Origin of the sequence: Streptomyces sp. NPDC056161, assembly GCF_042268025.1 — a bacterium.
In the GTDB taxonomy this organism is placed as follows: Bacteria; Actinomycetota; Actinomycetes; order Streptomycetales; family Streptomycetaceae; genus Streptomyces.
The window spans coordinates 121,286-144,571 of sequence record NZ_JBHJUV010000019.1 but is presented as its reverse complement, the minus strand read 5'-3'; the positions used below and the strand labels follow the sequence as shown (position 1 = coordinate 144,571).

The 23,286-nt window shown below is 72.1% G+C and carries 25 protein-coding genes and 1 pseudogene; 11 read left to right on the top strand and 15 right to left on the bottom strand.

Going from position 1 to position 23,286, the window contains the following annotated elements; translation table 11 throughout:
- Positions 1-52: 52 nt before the first annotated feature.
- On the bottom strand, positions 53-694 hold the full coding sequence (locus tag ACFC09_RS19710) for a DUF6758 family protein (protein ID WP_376529815.1): 642 nt from the start codon (positions 692-694) through the stop codon (positions 53-55).
- A 138-nt stretch (positions 695-832) separates the two neighbouring features.
- Between ACFC09_RS19710 and ACFC09_RS19705 the strand changes: the two are divergent.
- Positions 833-976: pseudogene (locus ACFC09_RS19705) on the top strand (MFS transporter); the annotation flags it as partial.
- A 63-nt stretch (positions 977-1,039) separates the two neighbouring features.
- Here ACFC09_RS19705 and ACFC09_RS19700 read toward each other — a convergent pair.
- Positions 1,040-1,636, bottom strand: coding sequence for a suppressor of fused domain protein (locus tag ACFC09_RS19700; RefSeq protein WP_376529812.1), 597 nt, complete (start codon positions 1,634-1,636; stop codon positions 1,040-1,042).
- 492 nt (positions 1,637-2,128) lie between these two features.
- Between ACFC09_RS19700 and ACFC09_RS19695 the strand changes: the two genes are divergently transcribed.
- Positions 2,129-3,262, top strand: a complete 1,134-nt coding sequence (locus ACFC09_RS19695) for a magnesium and cobalt transport protein CorA (RefSeq protein ID WP_376529810.1) — start codon at positions 2,129-2,131, stop codon at positions 3,260-3,262.
- 121 nt (positions 3,263-3,383) lie between these two features.
- Positions 3,384-3,908, top strand: a complete 525-nt coding sequence (locus tag ACFC09_RS19690; protein ID WP_376529808.1) for a hypothetical protein — start codon at positions 3,384-3,386, stop codon at positions 3,906-3,908.
- A gap of 207 nt (positions 3,909-4,115) precedes the next feature.
- Here ACFC09_RS19690 and ACFC09_RS19685 read toward each other — a convergent pair whose 3' ends face one another.
- Positions 4,116-4,820: a hypothetical protein gene (locus ACFC09_RS19685; protein WP_376529806.1), complete on the bottom strand. Its 705-nt coding sequence runs from the start codon at positions 4,818-4,820 to the stop codon at positions 4,116-4,118.
- Between the two features lie 408 nt (positions 4,821-5,228).
- Here ACFC09_RS19685 and ACFC09_RS19680 point away from each other — a divergent pair, with 408 nt between their 5' ends.
- The 3 genes from ACFC09_RS19680 to ACFC09_RS19670 are packed head-to-tail and all read left to right on the top strand — an operon-like array spanning position 5,229 to position 8,289.
- The gene (locus ACFC09_RS19680) at positions 5,229-6,512 is read left to right on the top strand and encodes a magnesium transporter MgtE N-terminal domain-containing protein (RefSeq protein ID WP_376529804.1); all 1,284 of its coding nucleotides are present in this window, start codon (positions 5,229-5,231) and stop codon (positions 6,510-6,512) included.
- Complete coding sequence (locus ACFC09_RS19675) at positions 6,502-7,113, top strand: DUF1003 domain-containing protein (RefSeq protein ID WP_376529802.1); 612 nt, start codon at positions 6,502-6,504, stop codon at positions 7,111-7,113. Before ACFC09_RS19680 ends, ACFC09_RS19675 begins: the two co-directional genes overlap by 11 nt.
- A gap of 42 nt (positions 7,114-7,155) precedes the next feature.
- On the top strand, positions 7,156-8,289 hold the full coding sequence (locus tag ACFC09_RS19670) for an Mrp/NBP35 family ATP-binding protein (protein ID WP_376529800.1): 1,134 nt from the start codon (positions 7,156-7,158) through the stop codon (positions 8,287-8,289).
- A gap of 332 nt (positions 8,290-8,621) precedes the next feature.
- Here the strand turns inward: ACFC09_RS19670 and ACFC09_RS19665 are convergent, their stop codons facing one another.
- From ACFC09_RS19665 to sigE, 5 genes are all read right to left on the bottom strand, one after another.
- Entirely contained in the window at positions 8,622-9,293 is a 672-nt protein-coding gene (locus tag ACFC09_RS19665) for a hypothetical protein (protein WP_376529798.1), read from the bottom strand.
- Positions 9,294-9,553: 260 nt separating this feature from the next.
- Positions 9,554-10,039, bottom strand: coding sequence for a sec-independent translocase (locus tag ACFC09_RS19660; protein WP_376529796.1), 486 nt, complete (start codon positions 10,037-10,039; stop codon positions 9,554-9,556).
- A gap of 125 nt (positions 10,040-10,164) precedes the next feature.
- On the bottom strand, positions 10,165-12,282 hold the full coding sequence (locus tag ACFC09_RS19655; RefSeq protein WP_376529794.1) for a trypsin-like peptidase domain-containing protein: 2,118 nt from the start codon (positions 12,280-12,282) through the stop codon (positions 10,165-10,167).
- A 134-nt stretch (positions 12,283-12,416) separates the two neighbouring features.
- Positions 12,417-13,385 carry an anti-sigma factor family protein gene (locus ACFC09_RS19650; protein ID WP_376529792.1) on the bottom strand — a complete coding sequence of 323 codons (969 nt, stop codon included), beginning with the start codon at positions 13,383-13,385 and terminating at the stop codon, positions 12,417-12,419.
- Positions 13,382-14,098 carry an RNA polymerase sigma factor SigE gene (gene sigE / locus ACFC09_RS19645; RefSeq protein WP_376529790.1) on the bottom strand — a complete coding sequence of 239 codons (717 nt, stop codon included), beginning with the start codon at positions 14,096-14,098 and terminating at the stop codon, positions 13,382-13,384. The genes ACFC09_RS19650 and sigE overlap by 4 nt, the downstream gene beginning before the upstream one ends.
- A gap of 299 nt (positions 14,099-14,397) precedes the next feature.
- Here sigE and ACFC09_RS19640 point away from each other — a divergent pair, with 299 nt between their 5' ends.
- Positions 14,398-15,030, top strand: a complete 633-nt coding sequence (locus ACFC09_RS19640; protein ID WP_376529865.1) for an O-methyltransferase — start codon at positions 14,398-14,400, stop codon at positions 15,028-15,030.
- Positions 15,031-15,098: 68 nt separating this feature from the next.
- Here the strand turns inward: ACFC09_RS19640 and ACFC09_RS19635 are convergent, their stop codons facing one another.
- On the bottom strand, positions 15,099-15,266 hold the full coding sequence (locus tag ACFC09_RS19635) for a DUF3117 domain-containing protein (RefSeq protein WP_018544333.1): 168 nt from the start codon (positions 15,264-15,266) through the stop codon (positions 15,099-15,101).
- A 371-nt stretch (positions 15,267-15,637) separates the two neighbouring features.
- On the opposite strand from ACFC09_RS19635, the gene ACFC09_RS19630 reads away from it, so the two are divergent.
- Positions 15,638-16,441 carry an enoyl-CoA hydratase/isomerase family protein gene (locus ACFC09_RS19630; protein ID WP_376529787.1) on the top strand — a complete coding sequence of 268 codons (804 nt, stop codon included), beginning with the start codon at positions 15,638-15,640 and terminating at the stop codon, positions 16,439-16,441.
- Between the two features lie 122 nt (positions 16,442-16,563).
- On the opposite strand, the gene ACFC09_RS19625 is transcribed toward ACFC09_RS19630, so the two are convergent.
- Entirely contained in the window at positions 16,564-17,193 is a 630-nt protein-coding gene (locus ACFC09_RS19625) for a DNA-3-methyladenine glycosylase I (RefSeq protein ID WP_376529785.1), read from the bottom strand.
- Positions 17,190-17,543, bottom strand: a complete 354-nt coding sequence (locus ACFC09_RS19620) for a DivIVA domain-containing protein (RefSeq protein ID WP_376529783.1) — start codon at positions 17,541-17,543, stop codon at positions 17,190-17,192. Before ACFC09_RS19620 ends, ACFC09_RS19625 begins: the two co-directional genes overlap by 4 nt.
- A gap of 198 nt (positions 17,544-17,741) precedes the next feature.
- On the opposite strand from ACFC09_RS19620, the gene folP reads away from it, so the two are divergent.
- Positions 17,742-18,602 (top strand): dihydropteroate synthase, encoded by an 861-nt coding sequence (gene folP / locus ACFC09_RS19615; protein ID WP_376529781.1) that lies wholly within the window; start codon positions 17,742-17,744, stop codon positions 18,600-18,602.
- Positions 18,603-18,629: 27 nt separating this feature from the next.
- Here the strand turns inward: folP and ACFC09_RS19610 are convergent, their stop codons facing one another.
- The 4 genes from ACFC09_RS19610 to dapE all read right to left on the bottom strand — a co-directional run bounded on the left by ACFC09_RS19610 (position 18,630) and on the right by dapE (position 21,171).
- Positions 18,630-18,878, bottom strand: a complete 249-nt coding sequence (locus ACFC09_RS19610) for a type II toxin-antitoxin system RelE/ParE family toxin (protein WP_376529779.1) — start codon at positions 18,876-18,878, stop codon at positions 18,630-18,632.
- Positions 18,878-19,144, bottom strand: coding sequence for a type II toxin-antitoxin system prevent-host-death family antitoxin (locus ACFC09_RS19605; protein WP_376529777.1), 267 nt, complete (start codon positions 19,142-19,144; stop codon positions 18,878-18,880). The genes ACFC09_RS19610 and ACFC09_RS19605 overlap by 1 nt, the downstream gene beginning before the upstream one ends.
- Before the next feature lie 63 nt (positions 19,145-19,207).
- Complete coding sequence (locus tag ACFC09_RS19600; protein WP_376529774.1) at positions 19,208-19,966, bottom strand: TIGR00730 family Rossman fold protein; 759 nt, start codon at positions 19,964-19,966, stop codon at positions 19,208-19,210.
- A 125-nt stretch (positions 19,967-20,091) separates the two neighbouring features.
- Positions 20,092-21,171: a succinyl-diaminopimelate desuccinylase gene (gene dapE, locus ACFC09_RS19595; protein ID WP_376529772.1), complete on the bottom strand. Its 1,080-nt coding sequence runs from the start codon at positions 21,169-21,171 to the stop codon at positions 20,092-20,094.
- 95 nt (positions 21,172-21,266) lie between these two features.
- Here dapE and ACFC09_RS19590 point away from each other — a divergent pair, with 95 nt between their 5' ends.
- Together ACFC09_RS19590 and ACFC09_RS19585 are read left to right on the top strand one after the other, a co-directional pair.
- On the top strand, positions 21,267-22,301 hold the full coding sequence (locus ACFC09_RS19590; protein WP_376529770.1) for a heavy metal transporter: 1,035 nt from the start codon (positions 21,267-21,269) through the stop codon (positions 22,299-22,301).
- A gap of 326 nt (positions 22,302-22,627) precedes the next feature.
- Entirely contained in the window at positions 22,628-23,077 is a 450-nt protein-coding gene (locus ACFC09_RS19585) for an ATP-binding protein (protein WP_376529768.1), read from the top strand.
- Positions 23,078-23,286: the final 209 nt, after the last annotated feature.

Sequence of the window (23,286 nt, the reverse complement as noted above, 5' to 3'; positions counted from 1 at the left end):
GGCTCCAGGCGGGGACGGGACCAGGGGATCAGCTAAAGCATAACGGCGGCGCTCAGGGCTCCAGCAGCCTCGGGGACAGCGCACCACAGGGCACCAGGTCCAGCTCGGCGCCCGCGTCCCGCAGGTCGGTCAGCACCAGTTCGTCGTACATGATCAGCCCCGTCTGCTCGGGCCACACCACCGCCCACAGCCACAGCCCGCATGCCTCGCCCGCGAAGACGGCACGATCGTCGGGGGTGCCGGTGACCTGCCACAGGGGGGTCGGCCGGCCGACCGCGAGAACCTTGGCCTGGGGCGGTTTCTCGACGCTCAGGTACGGCCCCGGATCCGGACCGGCGATGCCGGCGTACCGCGCGCCCAGGCCGACGCCCAGTTCCTCGGCGACCAGGATCAGCTCGCCCATGCCCCCCAGTGGGCCGGGTCCCGAGCAGGCCACCGCGGTCGCCCGGCCGCCGCTGCGGTCGTCACCCGCACAGGCCACGCCGGTGAACAGCCAGCCGACCGGCAGCGGCCAGGGCATCCAGACCGGTACCTGCGTTCGCTGGACCACGACGCCGAGCGCCTCGACGCTGGGCGGGATCACGGGCTGCAGCGGATAGACCGTCCCGTGCACATCGCACTGCCAGGAGTCGGCGAAGAGTCCGGGAGCCCTGACCCGGCCCCCGCACTTCGGGCAACTGGGTTCGCCCCTCATAGGGCCCCACGGTCCTACCCGCACTCCCCCACGTCAAGGACGATCACCCGTCCGGGCGGAATCCGCGTCTTCTCGGTGCTCGTCGCCCCGCGGACGCAGCAGCGGTTCGGTTCGCTGAAAGTGCTCAGCGCCTCGCACCACGTCCCGTTCGTGGTGGCGGCGGTCACCGCGCCGCTCGGCGCGGTCGTGGTCCTCGTACGGCGCAAGGCGCTGTCCGCCGGAGCCACGGAGCTGGAGAGCCGGCACGCCGCCGAGGACGGAGTCGGCGTCTTCGCCAACTGACCCGTTCCAGCCAGGATTCGGTGAGATCCGTCACTCGGGGGCCGGGCTCCCGACCGGGCCCGGTCAGCCGAGCGGGACGGTCCCGCGGGCGGGGTCCCGCAGATCCGTCCCGCTCGCCAGCCAGCGCTCCTGGAGGGCCTGCGCGCCGTGCACCCGCTTCCAGGCGGCCTCGTTCGCGGTCATCGGCAGCAGCGGCAGGAACCGTACGGGATCCCTCGGCGCGTCCAGCACCAGATCCTCGACCAGGCCGCCCGGCTCGGCGACCAGGACGGAGCTGAAGGGCGCGCCCGGCCACAGCGGCCCGCCTACGTCCAGGGAGCCGCCGGGGGCCACGATCACACCTTCGACCTGCGGTGAAGCGGCCAGTACGGCGAGCGGGCGGAGCACCTTGTCGGTGTCGGCGCGCCCGGCGCGGACGGACAGCACCAGTTCGGCACGCGGGCCTTCGACGGGATCGGCGAGCAGCGCCGCGGGATCCGTCATGGGGTGGGCGGACATGCCGAGCGTGGCGTAGCGGACGATGTCACCCTCGGGGCCGCGGTCGTGGAAGCGGAGCACCTCGACGCGGTCCGTGCCGACGAAGGTGACGGCCGCGCGCGCGTCCGGCTCGCCCAGCGCGGTCGTCAACCGGGCCTCGACCAGAGGAAGAACATCAGCCATGCGGTGAATATAGAACTCGTCAGCCCCGGGCAAAGCGGCGCCTTGACACTGTGGTCGGCTGATACTCTTGGCCGGTGGTTCGGGCAGCACGCAGAAGCGTCGCATCGAGTCCCGACACCTGTGAGACTCCCCGACGGGGAATGGACCGTCCCTTACGAGGGACTGGCTGGAGGAGGTGGGGCTGTCATGGATCGAAGTCGACCGTGCAGTACCACTCGCTCTTCCGACCGTTGACGTAGCCGTTCCTGATCCGGTCCGCTACCACCTCTCGCGCTCGCGCCGTCGTCCGTGCCCTCGGAAGAGCACGTCGTTCTGTTCTGCCTGATCTGTCTGATCTGAATCAGCAGCGAAGCTCGCCACCGCGACGGTGCGGTGCTCCCCGCTTTGTGGACGTGCCAAACATGCGCACCGAGGACGTCCATATTCCGGGCAGTTCCAGCCGTCACAACGGCACTCTCGCGCTTCGCCGCTCACCGCGAAGGAGAGTCCGCCATGTCGATGATCCGCGACCTGCGTGCCGTGGTCCGTCCTTCCCGTCCCTCGCTGCGCAAGGCCGCGCCGCGCCGTGACGCCCTGGCCTACGACACCACGCGCGATCCCGCGACCCCCTCCGCCATCGTCGACTGCGCCGTCTACCGTGACGGCGCCCGCGTCGAGAGCGCGAAACCACTGAGCCCGCACGAGGCGATGCGCCAGGTGCGGCGCGACGGCGGTTTCGTGTGGATCGGCCTGCACGAGCCGACCGAGGCCGAATTCGCCGGTATCGCGGGCGAGTTCGGGCTGCACCCGCTGGCCGTGGAGGACGCGGTGCAGGCGCACCAGCGGCCCAAGCTGGAGCGGTACGACGACTCGCTGTTCACCGTCTTCAAGACCGTGCACTACGTCGAGCACGACCAGCTCACCGCCACCAGCGAGGTCGTGGAGACCGGCGAGGTCATGTGCTTCACCGGCCGGAACTTCTTCATCACCGTCCGGCACGGCGGGCAGGGGTCGCTGCGGGCGCTGCGGCACCGGTTGCAGGACGACCCGCAGTTGCTCGCCAAGGGACCCTCGGCGGTGCTGCACGCGATCGCCGACCACGTCGTCGACGGGTACCTCGCCGTCGCGGACGCGGTGCAGATCGACATCGACGAGGTGGAGACCGAGGTCTTCTCGCCCGGCCGCAAGGGCGGTGTGTCGCGCGGTGTGGACTCCGCGCGGATCTACCAGCTCAAGCGGGAGGTCCTGGAGTTCAAGCGCGCCGTCTCGCCCCTGCTGCGGCCCATGCAACTGCTGAGCGAGCGGCCGATGCGGCTGGTCGACCCCGAGATCCAGAAGTATTTCCGGGACGTCGCCGACCATGTCGCCCGGGTGCAGGAGCAGGTCGTGGGCTTCGACGAACTGCTCAACTCCATCCTCCAGGCCAACCTGGCGCAGGCGTCGGTCGCGCAGAACGAGGACATGCGGAAGATCACGGCCTGGGCCGCGATCATCGCCGTGCCGACGATGGTGTGCGGGGTGTACGGCATGAACTTCAAGCACATGCCCGAGCTCCACTGGAGGTACGGCTACCCGCTGATCATGGGCATCACGGTCGCCCTGTGTCTGACCATCCACCGCACGCTCAAGCGCAACGGCTGGCTGTGACGGCGACGAGCACCCGCGGGTGGGCGGCCCGACGACGGCCGTGACCCCGGCCGCGGGCCGGCGGACCGACGGCGACGGCGGCCGTGACCCCGGCCGCGGGGCGGCTGGCTAGGCTGGACGCATGACAACCGAGCTGCTCGACCGGGCCCTCGTCGAGGAGGCCACGAAGAAGTCCGGCCTCGTCTGGGTCCGCGGCGCCGGGGCGCCCGCGGCGCGCGCGCTGTGGCACGTGTGGCACGACGGAGCGGTGTGCCTGGTCGGCGACGGGCCCGGGGAACAGCCGCTGCCCGGCCTCGTGGCCGGCGGCACCGCCGAGGTGACCGTACGCAGCAAGGACAAGGGCGGCCGACTGGTCACCTGGACGGCGACGGTGGCCGAACTCCCCGCGGCATCCGAGCGGTGGGAGACGGCCGTGGCCGAACTGAAGGGCAAGCGGCTCAACGCGCCCGACGGCGAGGCCATGACGGACCGCTGGGCCCGCGAGTGCCGAGTGCTCCGCCTGACGCCGACCGGGACGACGGCCCCGCTCCCGGAGGGGCCGCTGGCCGAGCCCCCGCTGCCGACCCCGGCGACGACCCGCCGACCGGCCCCCGCGGGCCTGCCACGGCTGCTGGCCAGGCGCGGCAAGCGCGGCAGGCGCAAGTAAGGCACCGCTGAAGCGCACGTAGCGGTCCGCCGGGGAAGCAACCGAACCGGCCGCCGGGGAACGGGCGCGGCGCGGACGGCGGCGATCCAGCCGGGCCACGGTCGGGCACGGACGGTGGCGATCCAGCCCGGCCACGGTCGGGCACGGACGGAGTGCCGCGCGGCCGGAGCACCGGGGGGCCGGAGCGCCGGGGGGCCGCGCGGCCAGCTAGGACGCCGGGAGCTGTTTGCCGTAGTCCACGGTGTCGCCCTTCGACGGCTCGTCGAGGGTGAAGCCCTTGTCCCAGTCGGAGAAGCTGAGCGTCCCCGCGTCGCCGGCCCGAGCCAGGTTGAGCGGGTACGGCTCGCCCTCCAGGGAGACGTCGAGGGTGCCGCCGGCGCCCTTGTCGCCGGTGATGCGGATGGTACGGACCCCGGACTGCTCGTGGTGGCCGTCGGTCGTCAGGTCACCGTGCAGCGTCAGCAGCCCGTCGAGGAGCAGGTCCTTGTCGGTGAAACCGCTGAACTTCTTGTACGCGGGGTCGCCCTGCGGCACCTTCACGTACTTGCCGTCCAGCTTGTCCGCGCTCGCCGCCTCCCCGCCCTTCGCGTCAGCGCCGTCCGCGTGACGCCAGAAGTCCGCGTCGGCCTTCAGGTACAACTGCTCGCCGATCCGCAGCAACTGGAAGGTCGCCCCCTTGGAGGTGACCGAACCGGAGCCCCCGCCGGCCTTCAGCCGCATGTCGAGCCGGTAGGTGTTCCCGCTGGTCACCACGGTCCCCGACAGACGTACCGCCTCGGCCGAGTCGGCCGCCGACCGGGTCCGGGACTCGATCTGGCCGGCGGACAGTCTGCCCACCCCGTTGGTGCCCGCGTCCGGATCCTCACTGCACCCCGTGACCCCTGTCGCCCCGGTCACGGCCAGTGCGCACATCGCGGTCACCAACACGGCCCGGCGAACACGGCCCGGCGGAATCACGGTCACAGGCAGGGCTGCCTCTCTGCTGGATCCTGAACGGCGTACGGCAGCGTACCCGGGGCCGTCGCCATGCGCCGGAGCCCGTCCGTCCGGACCGCTCACCAGGGCGTATCCGATGGGTACGGGCTAGCCTGAACCCCACCGAGCGGGCAATTCGGAAAGGGGACGAGGAAAGGCGCGAACAGCAACATCGCGCACGCGGCCGACAGCCCCCGCACGCCACGGCACCACGCCGTCGACGCCGTACGCGGTCATGTCGTCGCACGTCGGCAGGTGATCGCACGCCGTCATGTCGTCGCACGCCAAGGAAGCCTAGGAAGCCTAGGAAGCCAAGGAAGCCAAGGAAGCCGAGGAAGCAGAGTCATGGCAGCCGGCGCCCCCCGGATCTTCGTCTCGCACCTCGCCGGGGTCCCCGTCTTCGACCCGAACGGCGACCAGGTGGGCCGTGTGCGGGACCTCGTCGTCATGCTGCGCGTCGGACGTCGTCCCCCGCGCCTGCTCGGCCTGGTCGTCGAACTGTCCACGCGGCGCCGCATCTTCCTGCCCATGACCCGGGTGACCAGCATCGAGTCCGGCCAGGTCATCACCACCGGGGTACTCAACGTCCGGCGCTTCGAACAGCGGCCCACGGAACGGCTCGTCTTCGGGGAACTGCTGGACCGCCGCGTCACGCTCGCCGAGAGCGGCGAGGAGGTCACCGTCCTGGACCTGGCGGTGCAGCACCTGCCGGCCCGCCGGGACTGGGAGGTCGACCGCGTCTTCGTGCGCAAGGGCCGCAAGGGCCGCGCCTTCCGCAGGCGCGGCGGCGAGACGCTGACCGTGGAGTGGTCGGCCGTCGACGGGTTCTCCCTGGAGGAGAACGGGCAGGGCGCCGAGAACCTGCTCGCCACCTTCGAGCAGCTGCGCCCCGCCGACCTGGCCAATGTGCTGCACCACCTGTCCGCCAAACGGCGGGCCGAGGTCGCCGCCGCCCTGGACGACGACCGCCTGGCCGACGTCCTGGAGGAACTTCCGGAGGACGACCAGATCGAGATCCTCGGCAAGCTCCAGGAGGAACGGGCCGCCGACATCCTGGAGGCCATGGACCCGGACGACGCGGCCGACCTGCTCGGCGAGCTGCCCGAGGACGACAAGGAGCGGCTGCTGAGCCTGATGGAGCCCGCCGACGCGGCGGACATGCGGCGTCTGATGTCCTACGAGGAGCACACGGCCGGCGGGCTCATGACCACCGAGCCGATCGTGCTGCGACCGGACGCCACCGTCGCCGACGCCCTCGCCCGCGTCCGCAACCCCGACCTGTCCCCGGCCCTGGCCGCCCAGGTCTACGTGTGCCGGCCGCCGGACGAGACCCCGACCGGCAAGTACCTGGGCACCGTCCACTTCCAGCGCCTGCTGCGCGATCCGCCGTACACGCTGTGCAGCTCGCTCGTCGACGACGATCTACAGGTCCTCGCGCCGGACGCGTCGCTGCCGGTGATCGCCGGGTTCTTCGCGACGTACGACATGGTCGCGGCGCCGGTGGTCGACGAGGCCGGTTCGCTGCTCGGCGCGGTGACCGTGGACGACGTCCTGGACCACATGCTGCCCGACGACTGGCGGGAGACGGAGTTCCACCTGGACGAGGGGACGGCCGCGCATGGCACCTGAGCGCGACGGCGCCCGCGAACGCATCCCCGCGGGCGCCACGGCCGCCGGCCGGTCCCGTACGCCCCGCCTCTACCGCCTCGACCAGCCGCGCCCGCGCCGGCGCCGGATCACCCCCGAGTGGGACCCGGAGACGTTCGGACGGCTGTCGGAGAAGATCGCGCGTTTCCTCGGCACCTGGCGCTTCATCCTCTGGATGACGGTCGTCATCGTGGTGTGGCTGGTGTGGAACATCACCGCGCCGTTCTTCCTGCGCTTCGACCCGTACCCGTTCATCTTCCTGACGCTGGTGCTGTCCCTCCAGGCGTCCTACGCCGCCCCGCTGATCCTGCTGGCGCAGAACCGGCAGGACGACCGCGACCGGGTCAACCTGGAGCAGGACCGCAGACAGAACGAACGGTCCATCGCGGACACCGAGTACCTGACCCGGGAGATCGCGTCGCTGCGGATGGGACTGGGCGAGGTGGCGACCCGGGACTGGATCCGCTCCGAACTACAGGACCTCGCGAGGGACCTGGAATCGCCGCGCCGCAGCGACGGGCAGGTCGTCTCCCCCGCGGAAGGGCCGCAGACGCCGTCCGGTCGCGACACGGAGGACCGCTGACGAGCGTTCCGGGGCCCGGCCGGGCGCCGTAACATCGTCCTTATGGCTACGGAAGACGCGGTACGCCAGGCACTGGCGACGGTGAACGACCCCGAGATCAACCGGCCCATCACCGAACTAGGGATGGTCAAATCGGTACAGATCGGTGCGGACGGAGCGGTCGCGGTCACCGTGTACCTGACGGTCTCCGGCTGCCCGATGCGCGAGACGATCACTCAGCGCGTGACGGAGGCGGTCTCCCGGGTCGACGGTGTCACCGGCGTCGCCGTCACCCTCGACGTGATGAGCGACGAGCAGCGCAGGGAGCTGACGACGGCCCTGCGCGGCGGCCAGACCGAGCGCGAGGTCCCCTTTGCCAAGCCGGGCAACCTCACCCGGGTGTACGCGGTCGCGTCCGGCAAGGGCGGCGTCGGCAAGTCCTCGGTCACGGTGAACCTGGCGGCGGCGATGGCAGCCGACGGCCTGAAGGTCGGTGTCGTCGACGCCGACATCTACGGCCACAGCGTGCCGCGCATGCTGGGCGCCGACGGGCGGCCCACCCAGGTCGAGAACATGATCATGCCGCCGTCCGCGAACGGCGTGAAGGTCATCTCCATCGGCATGTTCACCCCGGGCAACACCCCGGTCGTCTGGCGCGGCCCGATGCTGCACCGTGCGCTCCAGCAGTTCCTGGCGGACGTGTACTGGGGCGACCTGGACGTCCTCCTGCTCGACCTGCCGCCGGGCACGGGCGACATCGCCATCTCCGTCGCCCAGCTGATCCCGAACGCGGAGATCCTGGTCGTGACGACGCCGCAGCAGGCCGCGGCCGAGGTCGCCGAGCGCGCGGGTTCCATCGCCGTCCAGACCCACCAGAAGATCGTCGGCGTGGTCGAGAACATGTCGGGCCTGCCCTGCCCGCACTGCGGCGAGATGGTCGACGTCTTCGGCACGGGCGGCGGCCAGCTGGTCGCCGACGGCCTGTCCCGTACGACCGGCACGACGGTCCCGGTCCTCGGCAGCATCCCCATCGACATCCGCCTCCGCGAGGGCGGCGACGACGGCAGGCCGGTGGTCCTGACCGACCCGGACTCCCCGGCCGGCGCGTCCCTGCACGCAATCGCCGGCAAGCTGGGCGGCAGGCAGCGCGGCCTGGCGGGCCTGTCCCTGGGCATCACCCCACGCAACAAGTTCTGACCCCGCGGAGCCGGAGTCCCCGGGACCCGCACCTGAACCGGAGGCGGGGTCCTGGGGCGCGGGAAGGGACGCAGGCTCCCGGGCCCCGACAGGGGCGCGGGGGGAACTGCGCGCTCAGCCACACCCGCCCCGCACCACCCCACCAGCCGACCCCACCCACCCCCAGGGGCGCGGGGAACTGCGCGGAAACCGCACGCCCCGCCGCACCACCCCACGAACCACCAGCCACCAACCACCACGACCAACCACCACCGCCGGGCGAAATCCCGCTGGCGGTGGAGCGCCGAACCCCACCCGAATACGGCGCCCCCAACCCCGCCAAGCCCAGCCGCTCAGGCGTACCTGCGGATGTCCTTGATCATCGCGAACCCGAGCCCGTACGCGCTCATCCCCCGCCCGTACGCCCCCAGATGCACGCCCTCCCGGGTGGAACCGGCCAGCACCCAGCCGAACTCGGACTCCCGGTAGTGGAAGGACACCGGCGCACCGTCCACGGGCAGCGACAGCGTCGACCACACCGGACCGGACAGGTCGTCGGCGAGCGCCCAGGCGGTCTCCGTCTGCTGCTCCAGCCACTCGTCCCGCAGGGTGTGGTCCATCTGGCCCGGCCAGGTGAACGACAGCAGCCCCACCCCGGCCAGCCACGCCGCGGAGGAGACCGACGTGGCCTCCAGCAGCCCGGTGCCGTCGGCACTGCGCCGGGACGGGTTCGCGGCGACGGTCACCACGACCGCGAACTTCTCCCGGGGCTCGCCCGCTGAGCCGACCGCGTACTCGTTCTTCACGGAGGGTTCGTCGCCGTGCCCGATCGACCCGTGCTCGACCGCGCCGTCCGCCGCCGTACCGACCTGCATCAGCCAGCGCGGCCCCGTGAACGCCTCGTCGAGGCCGTACCAGGGGAAGGGCGCCAGCAGGTAACTGTCGACCGCGCGCCGTGTGGCGGAGAGCTGTCGTCGGCCCTCCGCGGCCGACGCCTGCGCGACTGCCCCACTTGTCGTCTCCATGTGCCGGACGCCTCCTCGCTCTCGTCGGGCCGGGGCGGCCCGCCCCCCTTCGGGCGTACTCGTCCGGTCCGCACAACAACTCGGCAGCATATCCACACCGATCCGGGCAGCTGGGAAATCACCCGGTGCGTGGGTCGCGCGGACGGCGGGTTCAGGTCACGCGCACAGCGGGCACCGTATGAAACACGTCACGTCCCGATGCACAGTCGCATCGGGACGTGGGGCGTGCGGATGTGCCGCTGGTACGGCCGTACGGTCGGTCAGGTGGCGTCCGCGTCGAAGGGCGGGCGGTCGTCCTTGCCCGGACCCTCGGGCTTCTTGGTCATGTCGACCCGGCCTCCGGAGTTCCCCGAAGACCCTGAAGAACCCGCCGAACCCGAACCCGAACCCGAAGCCGAACCCGAAGACGCGGAGCTGTCGCCGTCGCGGCCGTTGACCGCGTCGGTGACCTCGGCCATCTCCTTCTTCAGGTCGAAACCGTTGCGGATCTCTTTCAGTCCCAGATCGTCGTTGTCCAGCTGCTTGCGGATGAACGTCTTGGGGTTGAGATCCTCGAACTCGAAGTCCTTGAACTCGGGACCCAGTTCGTTGCGGATGTCTTCCTTGGCGCTCTCGGAGAACTCCCGGATCTTGCGGATCGTCCGCATGACGTCCTGGATGACCTTGGGGAGCTTGTCCGGACCGAAGACGAGCACAGCCAGCACGACGATCGTCACCAGCTCTAGCGGTCCTATGTCATTGAACACCTGAAGCTCCTTGCGATGTCCTCGGTCCTCGGCCCTCGGGTGTCCGTGCGGGTGTTTGGTCCGGGCCGGGTCCACGGTACCCGGCGTTCCCGTCCGACCGGTACTGTCCCAAGGTGAGGTTTCTGTCAGTTGTGATCTGAGGAGCCGAGCACCAGCGACGCCCGTTTCTCCTCTCCGCCGCGTTCCAGGATCAGGCCGAGGTGGTCGCCGGGACGGTGGGCACGGATCTTGACGATGAGTTCCTGACCCGAGTGGACGCGCTGCCCGTCGACCTCGGTGATGACGTCACCCGCCCGGAGTCCGGCCAGGTCCCCGGGGCCGCCCGTGGTGACGGCGGGGCCGCCACTGCCCTGGGTGCCGATCCGGGCGCCGTCGCCGGTGTAGGCCATGTCGAGCGTGACCCCGATCACGGGGTGGGTCGCCCGGCCGTCGTTGATCAGTTCCTCGGCGACCCGTTTGGCCTGGTTGACCGGTATGGCGAAGCCCAGCCCGATGGAACCGGCCTGACCTCCCAGCGTGTCGGAACCGCTGTCGGCGGAGCGGATGGCGGAGTTGATGCTGCCGATGACCCTGGCCTGCGCGTCAAGGAGCGGGCCGCCGGAATTGCCCGGGTTGATGGGCGCGTCGGTCTGCAACGCGTCGACGTACGACACCTCACCGCCGGCGCCGCTCTCGCCGCCCGCCGTGATGGGCCGCCCCTTGGCGCTGATGATGCCCGAGGTGACGGTGCCCGCGAGGTCGAAGGGAGCGCCGATGGCGACCACGGGGTCACCGACCTGGACGTTGTCGGAGTTGCCGAGCGGCAGGGGTGCGAGCCCGTGTACGCCCTTGACCTGGACGACGGCCAGGTCGTAGCCGCTGTCCCGGCCGACCACCCGGGCCTTGGCGCTCTCGCCGCCGCTGAACGTCACCGTTATGTCGCCGCTCGACCCGGCGGGCTCGACGACATGGTTGTTGGTCAGGATGTGGCCGCTCGTGTCGAGGACGAAGCCGGTGCCGGTGCCCTGTTCGCCGCCACCGGTCACATGGAGCGTGACGACGCTCGGCAGGGCCCTCGCGGCGATCCCGGCCACGCTGCCGGCGGGCCGGTCGGTGGGTTCCGCGCCGGCCTGTGGCAGATGGACCTCCGACACCCCGCCGTTGCGCTCCAGATAAGCCCCTACGAGGCCGCCCGCGCCGCCGCAGACCAGGGCCAGCGCCAGGGCACCACCGACCAGCGCCCGCCGCACCCGGCGGCGACGCTGCCCCTCGGTGAGCACGACGGCACCGCTCTGCTGGAACGGGGCAGGCGCCGGGACCGCCCAGGGGTCGTAGCGGTGCCAGGGACCGGGCTGCGGGGCCGGGTCCTGGCTCTGGCTGTGGGTCTGGTTGTGGGTCTGGTTGTGGGTCTGGTTGTGGGTCTGGTTGTGGGTCTGGTCCTGGTCCGGTGGGAGGTACGGACTCGGGTGCGGAACCGGATCCGGCAGGGCGTACCGACTCGCCTGCGGCGCCGGGTGCGGAACCGGGCCCGGCGGCGGGTACGGGCTCTGCTGCGGCACGGCCGACGCAGCCGGTTCGCCGTGCGCCCCACCGGAGGAAGCCGACACGTCATGCGGCCCGCCGGACGGCGCTTGGTCCTCGTACGTCCCACCGGAGGAGACCGACGGCTCATGCGGCCCGCCGGACGGCGCCTGCACGCCGTGCGCCCCACCGGACGGCACCGGGATCGGCGTGCCGTGAGCGGGCGTGGCCTCGGGGGCCGGTACCGGGACCGGGGCGGGAACGGCCGAGCCAGGGGTCGGCGCCTCCTCGGTCGCCGAAGCCGGGGCCGGAGCGGGACCCGAAGCCGGGGCCGGGGCCGGGGCCGGAATCACCGCACCAGGACCTGAGCCCGAGCCTGGGTCAGCGCCCGGGGCCGGGGCCAAGAGGGGCGTGGCATGTGCCGGGGTCGTCGCGGGGTGCGGGACCGGTGGCGCGGGCGCCCAGGGGCCGGGTTCGCCGTAGGGCGGGGTGCCGTAGGGATCGGGGTCGTGCAGGGGCTTGTCCCGGCCGACGGGCGCCTCCGACTCCACCGCACGGGCAGGCTCGGCGCCAACGCGCTCGGCGCCCGTGCTCTCGGCACCGACGCTCTGGGCAGCAACGTTCCCCGCGCCGGTCCCGGCGGTCGGCCGGGCCAGTGCGAAGTCGCCGTCCGGTCCGGCGGCCGGTCTCGGTGTGTGCTCCGCCGCCGCGTCCCCGGGCGGGGCCGGCTTCCGCTCGTCCATGCTCTCCCCACAGCTGCCGCGGCCGGGCGGTCCGGCGGCCCGCCGCGCATAGTCGACCTCCGTACCCGGGACGGCGCCGCGGGCACGGCCTCACAGGATTCAACCAGGTTCGCGGGCGGCCGCGCAGTCGCCGGTCAGCGAGCCGGGCGCGCGGGGGGAGCGGCAGGGGACGAAGCGGCGGAGGGGGAGGACGTGGAAGAAGACGGGGAGGGGACGGACGTCGTGTCGGGGACGGGTGCGGCGAGCAGGCCGGGCGGGGTCAGCCCGGGGGCGGTGGACCACGCGACCAGGGAGATCGGCGTGGTCCCGAACGGACGTATCAGCGGCGACATGGGGGCCGCGTCGGCTTCCACCGGGGGCGGCTCCGGGGCGGGCACGCCGGGCAGCAGCGGCGCGGACATCGAGGTCGGCACGAGCGCCGTCTCCCCCACCCGGGCACCCTGCATGAACAACGGAACGGCCGAGCGACGGCGCTGGGTCTCGGAGGCCGCGGACGCCCCCGTACCCGCCGTGCGCGCCGGTGTCACGCTGCCGGCGCCCCCGCGGGCGTCCGCCGCCGTGTCACCGGGAAGACCGGCGGTGACACCGCCGAGGGCGACCGCGGCCAGCGATACCGCCCCGGCGGCGGCGAACGCGAACCGCTTGCCGCGCGAGGCGGACCGGTCCACGGTGCCGGGGCGGCCGACGGGGTGGATGCGGAAGCCGCGGTCCTCGTCCGTGCGCGGGGAGAGCGGGCTCACCGGGACGTAGCTGAACTCGAACCGGTCCTCCCGGCCGACGTCGAAGACTCCCGGCACGGAGCCGCCGGAGAACGCGCCGTCCAGCGGTGAGCCGCCGTCCGTGCCGCCGCCGCTGGCGGGAAGCCCCTGAAGGCGCGCCAGGAAGCTCTCCGAGGGCGGCGGCGGTGCCGTCTCCGCGAAGACGTGCTTCAGCCGCCGCTGGGCGTCCGCCTCGGCCTTGCACCGGGCGCAGGTGGCCAGGTGGGCGAGGACGCGCTCGCGTGAATCATGACCTAGCTCCCCGTCCACCAGGGCGGAGAGCCGGTCTCCCAGATGCTCCTCTGCGAGGTGTCCCTCCGCAGGTTTCGGTCGTGATCCACTCACGCGGTCGCGCCCCCTCCTCCCAGCGCCGGAATACGGGGCACGAAGGAGCGGCGCTCGGCGGCCCTGGCTTGCGGGGAGCGGTGGGCGAGGGCCTTGCGCAGCTGCGACCGGCCACGGTGGATACGGGAGCGGACCGTCCCGAGCTTCACGCCGAGGGTCGCGGCGATCTCCTCGTACGACAGTCCCTCGATGTCGCACAGCACCACCGCGGCGCGGAACTCGGGCGCGAGGGTGTCGAGGGCCTGCTGGACGTCCGCGTCGAAGTGCGCGTCGCTGAAGACCTGGTGGGGCGTGGGCTCGCGGCTGGGCAGGCGCTCGGCCGCGTCGTCGCCGAGTGCGTCGAAGCGGATGCGCTGCTTGCGCCGGACCATGTCGAGGAAGAGGTTCGTGGTGATGCGGTGCAGCCAGCCCTCGAAGGTGCCCGGCGTGTACGTCGACAGGGAACGGAAGACCCGGACGAAGACCTCCTGCGTGAGGTCCTCGGCGTCGTGCTGGTTGCCCGTGAGCCGGTACGCGAGGCGGTAGACCCGGCCGCTGTGCATGCTGACGATCTCCTCCCACGTGGGCGGAGTCCACGCCTGCCCGTCCGCTTCGGTGGCGAAGGTCGCGGTCTGGGTGCCGCCCGCAGCGGATTGGGCGGCGTGGCTGTGGTCAGCAGCGGTGTCGTTCACGGATTTCGGCTTGCCCGCAGACCCGAGGAAGCGCCGCAGCACTCCTCCCCGATCCTCGGGCGCAGCCGCACCTCCCCTGTCGGCTCTGGTGGTGTCCAGTGGAGCCCCTACCATAGCCACCTCGCCCGTTAGCTCCGGATAAGCGGTTTTACGAGAATTTGATCTGTGCTGATACGGCTCATGCGGCTGCGTCAGCGCTTCCTCGTCGTCCCTGTCCACTCCTACCCCCCGGTGTTCCCCGCCGCTTTCGCTCTCCCCCGTTAAACGCGCGGTCCCATCAGCGGGTTCCCGGGCCAACGGATACAGTCACGCCCAGGCAATCACGGGGACAGGAGAGGGCCATTACCGGCAACCGGCAGACGAGCTGGGCGTTCGCCGACGCCTTTGTCGCCGAGGACGACGCGCTGCGCTGGGCCCGGGACCGGGCCCGCGAGGCAGGGCTGCGCTCGGTGACGCCCAGCACGGGCGCCGCGCTGCGGATGCTCGCCGCCACCGTGGACGCCAAGGCGGTCGCGGAGATCGGCACCGGCTGCGGGGTCTCCGGCATGCATCTGCTGCACGGTATGCGGCCGGACGGCGTGCTGACCACCGTGGACCCGGAGCCGGAGCACCAGCAGTTCGCCCGGCAGGCGTTCCGCGCCTGCGGCTTCGCCAGCAACCGGGCCCGTTTCATCCCGGGCCGCGCCCTGGACGTGCTGCCCCGGCTGGCCGACGCGGGGTACGACCTCGTCTTCTGCGACGGCGACCGCCTGGAGTACCCCGACTATCTAGATGAATCGTTGCGTCTGCTGCGGCCCGGCGGCCTGGTGGCCTTCGAGGGCGTCTTCGCCAACGGCCGGACGGTGGATTCGGGGCCGCAGCCCACCGAGGTGCTGCGACTGCGGGAGTTGCTGCGCACGCTGCGCGAGATGCCGGAGCTGGTGCCGTCACTGCTGCCGGTGGGCGACGGGCTGCTCTGCGCCGTCAAGCGGTGACCGGGAACGCGGCTGCCCCGGCACCACGTAGGTGCCGGGGCAACCGAAAGGGTATGGTCGCTTCCGCGTCAGACGACGACCTTCTTGAGGGCGTCGCCCAGTGCCTCGGCCTCGTCAGGGGTCAGCTCGACGACGAGCCGACCGCCGCCTTCGAGCGGAACGCGCATGACGATGCCCCGCCCCTCCTTGGTCACCTCGAGCGGGCCATCGCCCGTCCGCGGCTTCATGGCCGCCATGCTCGTACCCCTTCCTGAAACCAGCTCATCGTCTGCCGACGGCCCCGGAAGGGGCACGCGTGCTCAGCAAGAGACCCGCGGCACCGGCATCGAACACATTGCTTCCAAGCCATTATCCCGCATCCCAGGACCCGATGACCAACATCAGTCGGCATCGCTTGGACAACGCGCGCGAGCAAAACCACTCAATTCGGCGATGTGACTGCGATACTGCGCCACCGCACCGACGCCCCTGGCGCGATCCCGCCGGAAATTGCTTGACGCAGGTCACACGTCGGGTCCGCCCCCGGCGCGGAGATCTCCGCCATGCTGTCCCCAGACAGGACGTACTGAGCGGTACGTCAGGGCGGCGACACCGGAGGGGATGTCCCATGGCCGACACCGTGCTCTACGAGGTGAGCGACGGGCTCGCGACGATCACGTTGAACCGCCCCGAGGCGATGAACGCGCTGAACGTCGCGACCAAGGTCGCCCTCCGGGACGCGGCGCGGGCCGCGGCCGACGACGCCGCGGTACGGGCCGTGCTGCTGACCGCGGCCGGGGACCGGGCGTTCTGCGTGGGCCAGGACCTCAAGGAGCACATCGGGCTGCTGACCAGCGACCGGGAGACCGGGTCGGGGCAGACGATGAGCACCGTGCGGGAGCACTACAACCCGATCGTGCGGGCGCTGGCCGACGCGCCCAAGCCGGTCGTCGCGGCGGTGAACGGGGTCGCGGCCGGGGCCGGGTTCGGCTTCGCCCTCGCGGCGGACTACCGGGTGGTGGCCGAGACCGCCTCGTTCAACACGTCGTTCGCGGGTGTCGCGCTGACCGCCGACTCCGGCATCTCCTGGACGCTGCCCCGGGTGGTCGGCCCCGGCCGCGCCGCCGACCTGCTGCTCTTCCCGCGCAGCATCACGGCGCAGGAGGCGTACGAGTGGGGCATCGCGAGCCGGGTGGTGCCCGCGGACCAGGTGCGGCCCGAGGCCGAGAAGGTCGCCCGCGCCCTCGCCGAGGGGCCGACGGTGGCGTACGCGGCGATCAAGGAAGCCGTGGCGTACGGGCTGACGCACTCCCTCGACGAGACGCTGGACAAGGAGGACGCGCTACAGACCAGGGCGGGCCGCTCCGAGGACCACGCGATCGCGGTGCAGGCGTTCGTGAACAAGGAGAAGCCCAAGTACCTGGGCCGCTGAGCGCTCCGCGGCCGGGCGGGCGGACGGGCGGACAGACGGACGGGCGGACGGACTGACGGACTGACGGGACGGGGCGCTCAGTATCCGTCGAGCGACTGTCGACCGGCTGTCCCGCGCCGGCTTCAGGCCCGATCGCCCGGCTGTCCGGTGGGCCGGTGGCTGCCGGCCGGGGCGGTGCGGCTGACGCATGCCTCCAGGTGATCGTCGACCAGGCCGCATGCCTGCATCAGCGCGTACGCCGTGGTCGGGCCGACGAAGCGCAGGCCCCGTTTCTTCAGGTCCTTCGACAGGGCGGTCGACTCCGGGGTGACCGGCGGGACGTCGGAGACGGTCTTCGGGGCCGGACGGGTCGCCGGGTCCGGCGCGTACGACCAGATCAGGGTGTCCAGTTCGCCCGGGGACCAGTCGGCGAGCACGCGCGCGTTGCCGACGGTCGCGTCGATCTTGGCGCGGTTGCGGATGATGCCGGGGTCGGCGAGGAGCCGTTCGCGGTCCTCTTCGGTGAAGGCCGCGACCTTCTGGATCCTGAACTCGGCGAACGCGGCCCGGAAACCCGGCCGGCGGCGCAGGATGGTGATCCAGGACAGGCCCGACTGGAACGCCTCCAGGCTGAGCCGCTCGAACAGGGCGTCGTCGCCGTGGACCGGGCGGCCCCACTCCTCGTCGTGGTAGGCCACGTAGTCCTCGGTGGACAGCGCCCAGGGGCAGCGCAGCGCGCCGTCCGGCCCGGCCAGGGCGGTGCCGTCGGTCACGACTGCTCCCCCGGGTGCGCGGGCTTGTCCAGCCTGACGTGCCCGGAGATCTGGGCACCGGCCAGGGCGGACTCCAGGTCGGCGATGCGGGCGTCCCGCTCCGCGAGTTCGGCGGCGACGCGGCCCAGGGCGTCGTCCACGTCCGCCATGCGGTAGCCGCGGACGGCGACCGGGAAGCGCAGCGACTCCACGTCCGCGTGGCCCACGGGGCGGTCGGCGGGCAGCGGGTCGTGCAGCCGCTGCGGTGCCGCCTCCGGCAGCGGGCTGCCCTCGCCGCCGCCCACCACGGCCAGCGTCACCGCGGCGACCACCACGGCGAGCGCGATGACCAGGAACAAGAACATAACCATCGCCGGCTCCCCAGGCTCGGTGTGCTCGGTGCACCCGATGTGCTCGGTGTCGAAAGTTTCAGGGTCCGATCGTGCCATGCGAGTCTGACAGTTAGGGTCACAGGCGGCTCCGCAGCAGGACGTATCCGGGATGCGTCCGGAATGTGTGCGGAATGTGTGCGGGGTGGTACCGGGATGTACGAGGAGAGGTCACAGGGGATGCTCAGGCTGGGCAGGCGGGAATTCGGGCCGCACGAGCAGGTGATCATGGCGATCGTGAACCGGACCCCGGACTCCTTCTACGACCAGGGGGCCACCTTCCGCGACGAGCCGGCGCTGGCGCGCGTGGAGCAGGCGGTGGCGGAGGGCGCGGCGATCATCGACGTCGGCGGGGTCAAGGCCGGGCCAGGGGACGAGGTCACCCCCGCGGAGGAGGTGCGGCGGACCGTCGGGTTCGTGGCGGAGGTGCGGCGCCGGTTCCCGGACGTGGTCATCAGCGTGGACACCTGGCGGGCCGAGGTCGGCGAGGCTGTGTGCGCGGCGGGCGCGGACCTGCTGAACGACGCGTGGGGCGGGGTGGACCCCGCTCTCGCGGAGGTCGCCGCACGGCACCGCGTGGGCCTGGTGTGCACGCACGCCGGCGGCGCGCAGCCACGGACCCGGCCGCACCGGGTGACGTACGACGATGTGATGGCCGACATCCTCCGGGTGACCGTGGGGCTGGCCGAGCGTGCGGTGGCGCTCGGGGTGCCGCGGGAGTCGGTGCTGATCGATCCCGGTCACGACTTCGGGAAGAACACCCGGCACAGTCTGGAGGCGACCCGGCGGCTGGACGAGATGGTGGCCACCGGATGGCCGGTGCTGGTGTCCCTGTCCAACAAGGACTTCGTCGGGGAGACGCTGGACCGGCCGGTGAAGGAGCGGGTCGTGGGCACGTTGGCGACGACCGCGGTCTCGGCGTGGCTGGGGGCGCGGGTGTACCGGGTCCACGAGGTGGCCGAGACCCGGCAGGTGCTCGACATGGTGGCGACGATCGCGGGCCGGCGTCCGCCGGCGGTGGCCCGGAGGGGGCTGGCGTAACCAGGCGCCCCTCCGGCAGCGCGCCGCTCACTCAAGGGCGCGCCCGATGTGCTCGATGTGCAGGATCCGAGCCTCCGGGTCCATGCGGTACAAGACCCGCCAGGGGCCGTGCCGGAGCCGACGGCGGTCGACACCCCAGGCTCGGGATCCTTCGGGCCTGGGGTTCTCGGCCAGTTGGTCGGTCGCCCTGAGCAGGGCGTCCACTCCGGGGGGATCGTCCTTGAGGAAGCCCGTGGCCTCGTCGAGTGCCACCGGCTCCCACTGGACCTCCCACATCACTCCGTGCTCCTCCCGGCGGCTTCGAGGAGTATCCGCCGCGCCTCGGCGTGGGGCACCGCGGCCTGCGTGCGCCCGAGTGCACGGTCACGCTCAAGGCGGGCCAGCGCCAGCGCGTCCTCAAGGTCTTCGAGTTCCGCCGGCGAGATGAGGACAGCGGTCGGAGTACCACGGTCCGTCAGAGTGATGTGCTCGTGCTGAGCGGCGCGGCGTGCGAGTTCACCGAGCCTGCCCCTCGCCTCGGCAATGGGATACGTAGCGGACATGGATCTACTGTACACCTGGATGACACTTCAGAATCTGAGCCGGCCCCAGATCCATCCCCAGCCCTAGCGTGCCGCCTCCTTCGAGACCAGCTCGACCGCCTCCGCCACGTCGTCCGTGACGTGGAACAGGAGCAGGTCCTTCTCCGCGGCCTTGCCCTGGGCGACCAGGGTGTTCTCCAGCCAGGAGACCAGGCCGCCCCAGTACTCGCTGCCGAACAGCACGATGGGGAAGCGGGTGACCTTCTGCGTCTGGACGAGGGTGAGGGCCTCGAAGAGTTCGTCGAGGGTGCCGAGGCCGCCGGGCAGGACCACGAAGCCCTGGGCGTACTTGACGAACATCATCTTGCGGACGAAGAAGTAGCGGAAGTTGAGGCCGATGTCGACGTAGGGGTTCAGCCCCTGCTCGAAGGGCAGCTCGATGCCGAGGCCCACCGAGATGCCGCCCGCCTCGCAGGCACCCTTGTTGGCCGCCTCCATGGCACCGGGGCCGCCGCCCGTGATCACCGCCCAGCCCGCTTCCACGAGGCCGCGGCCGAGCCGCACGCCCGCGTCGTACTCGGGCGAGTCCACCGCCGTCCGCGCCGAGCCGAACACGCTGATCGCGGGCGGGAGTTCGGCCAGGGTGCCGAAGCCCTCGATGAACTCCGACTGGATGCGCAGCACCCGCCAGGGATCCGTGTGCACCCAGTCCGAGGGGCCACCCGCGTCCAGCAGCCGCTGGTCCGTGGTGCTCTCCGTGACCTGGCCGCGACGCCGGAGAACCGGCCCCAGGCGCTGCTCCTCCGGCGGCCTCGTCCTGCCCTCCGGGCTCCCAGTGGCCATATGCGCTCCCTCCGATTGCCGTCTTTTCACCTCAGCGTAGATCGGCGCGGGTTACGCGCGGGGGACCTCGGCATGTCCGCCATGAAGCGCCGTGCCGCCCGCGCGTCTCCTGCCGTCCGCCTCGGTCATTCCGTCAGCCACGCCCGCAGGCGGGCCTCACCCGCCAGGACCTTTCCGATTTCCACCCGCTCGTCCCGCTTGTGCGCCAAGTGCGGGTTTCCCGGGCCGTAGTTGACCGCCGGGATGCCCAGCGCCGAGAACCGGGACACGTCCGTCCAGCCGTACTTCGGCCGCACCTCGCCGCCGACCGCCTTGACGAAGGCCGCCGCCGCGGGGTGGGACAGTCCCGGCCGCGCGGCCCTGCCGTGGTCGTCCACCACGAACTCCGCCACCCCGCAGTCCGCGAAGACCTCCCGGACGTGGGCGATCGCCTCCTCCTCGGTCCGGTCGGGCGCGTAGCGGAAATTGACGGTGACCGTGCATTCGTCCGGGATGACGTTGCCGGCCACGCCGCCACTGATGCCCACCGCGTTCAGTCCCTCGCGGTACTCCAGGCCGTCGATCACCGGGTGCCGCGGCTCGTACGCCGCCAGCCGGGCCAGGATCGGGGCCGCCGCGTGGACGGCGTTGGCGCCCATCCAGGCGCGCGCCGAATGCGCCCGCTCGCCCGCCGTGCGCAACAGGACGCGCAGGGTGCCCTGGCAGCCGCCCTCGACCTCGCCGTCCGAGGGTTCGAGCAGCACCGCGAAGTCGCCCCGCAGCCACTCCGGATGCGCCTCGGCCAGGTGCTTCAGCCCGTTCAGATCGGCCTGGACCTCTTCGTTGTCGTAGAAGATGAAGGTCAGGTCGCGGTTGGGGGAGGGGACCGTGGCCGCGATGCGCAGCTGCACGGCGACGCCCGACTTCATGTCACAGGTGCCGCACCCCCACAGGACGCCGTCGGCGTCGAGCCGGGAGGGGACGTTGTCGGCGATCGGGACCGTGTCGATGTGGCCGGCCAGGATCACCCGCTCGGGACGGCCCAGGTCCGTCCTCGCGATCACGTTGTTGCCGTACCGGTCCACCGTCAGGTGCGGCAGGGCGCGCAGGGCGGCCTCGATCGCGTCGGCGAGCGGTTTCTCCGTGCCGCTCGCCGAGGGGAAGTCGACGAGTTGTGCGGTGAGCGCGGCGGCGTCCAGCGTGAGATCGAGCGAGGTGTCGGCCATGGCACCGACCCTAACGCGCCGCCACGCGGTGGACGGCCCACGCCGGTCGCCCTGTGGAGTCACCTGGTCACAGGGTGCTCCAGTACCTTGTACGCGTGTCAGAGCCGACCCCTCGCCCCGTCAGGCGACGCCGCCGCCTCGTCCGCTTCGCCGCGGCCGTCGCGGTCCTGTGCGCGCTCGCGGGCTATCTCGTCGTGCAGTACGTCACCGGCGGTACCGCACGGGCCTGCAAAGTGGTCGCCGTCGGCAACGCTCCCGCGGCGTACCGGTTCACGCCCGAGCAGGCGGTGAACGCGGCGACCATCGCCGCCGTGGGCACCGGGCAGGGCATGCCCGAGCGGGCCGTGGCGGTCGCGCTCGCGACCGCGCTCCAGGAGTCCGGGCTGCGCAATCTGGCGCACGGCGACCGGGACTCGGTCGGCCTGTTCCAGCAGCGGCCCTCGCAGGGCTGGGGCACCGAGAAGCAGATCATGGACCCGGCGTACGCGGCGGGTGTCTTCTTCGAGCACCTGGCCAAGGTGCCCGACTACGCCCGGCTTCCGGTCACGGTGGCCGCGCAGCGCGTGCAGCGCAGCGGTTTCCCGGAGGCGTACGCCAAGCACGAGCAGGACGCCGCGCTGCTGGCCGCGGCCCTGACCGGGCAGACGGCGGCGTCGCTCACCTGCCAGGGGCTGCCCGCGGCCGACGCGCGGACCACGGCCATGGGTACCGGCACCGGCACGGGCATCGACGCGGGCACGGCCGTCGACGCGCTGCGGGCCGCGCTGGTCCGGGACTTCGGCCCGTCGGAGAACCTCCAGGAGGCCGGCGCCCAGGTCGGCGGGGCGGCCCGGCCGTCGCCGAAGCCGTCGCCCACGGTGACCGCGCGGGCGCGGGGCCGGATGATCACCCTGCCGGTGCCGGGCGGCACGAAGACCGACGCGGCCGGACGCAGCGAGCTGGAGCGGGGCTGGCAGCTGGCGCAGTGGGCGGTGGCCAACGCCTCGGCGCTGCACATCCGGCAGGTGTCGTACGCGGGGCGGCAGTGGTCGGCCGGGAGCACCGACAGCCAGTGGCGGCCGATCGCCCCGGCGAGCGCGCCGGGCGCGGAGCGGACCACGGGGTCGGTCCGGATCGTGACCGGACAGTAGTGCGGAGCCTCACCCTCCGGGGTCATGGCGTGCGGGTCGGGACAGTCGGGCGGGCAGGTTTGCGCGCGACCGTCCCCGCGAACCGGAAAGCCCTTGGAAATGCGGTGCTGTAAGGATCCTGCACACGCTCCGACGGGACGCCCTTTGCCCGTTTTTATCCACAACCGATAATGCGATGCGTTATCAATTCTTTACCCGACGCCTCCGCAACCTTCACGGGTTTCGAGCGGTAATCACTGCGTCCGAGCCCGGACGACGGCCGAACCGGTCGATCAACTCCCGGGCGCGGTCGGATACTTCACCATCCTTCCGTCGAATGGAGCATCATGTCCCTCCCCCTGACCCGTCGGATCGCCCGTGCCGCGCTGCTCGTCGCAGCGGGAGCGGCAGCCGGGGTCGGTGCGGCCGGCTCCGCCAGCGCGGCGCCGAGCCTCCCGGCCACCCCGAACCTCGGCGGGCTGACCGCCCTGGACGGGGCGAGCGTCGGCAACACCGTCGACGGCGCGACCCAGCACATCACCGGGGTCGTCGGCGACACGGGCGGCAAGGCGGTCCAGAAGACGGTTCCGGCCGCGGGCAAGACCGGCGGCCAGGCCGTGAAGAAGACGGCACCGGTGGCGCAGAAGGCGGCGGGCGACGCGGCCGGCTCCGCCGGGACCATCCTCGGCGAGACGGCCCAGGCGGCCACCAAGGGCGGACTGCCGACGGACTCCCTCACCAAGGGCGGGCTGCCGACCTCCCAGCTGCCGGTGCAGGGCCTGCCGCTGGGCAACTGATGCCACACCGCTCGCCCGAACGGTGAACGGGGTCCAGGACACGTCCTGGACCCCGTCGCCGTAGCCACAGCACCCCTCAGGGGCGCGGCGAACCGCGCGACCAGCCACGACGCCGCCGCAGCAACTCTTAGGGGCGCGGGGAACTGCGCGAACAACCACGACGGCGCCGCAGCCGAACAACACGGCACACCGACCACGCCCCCAAGGGG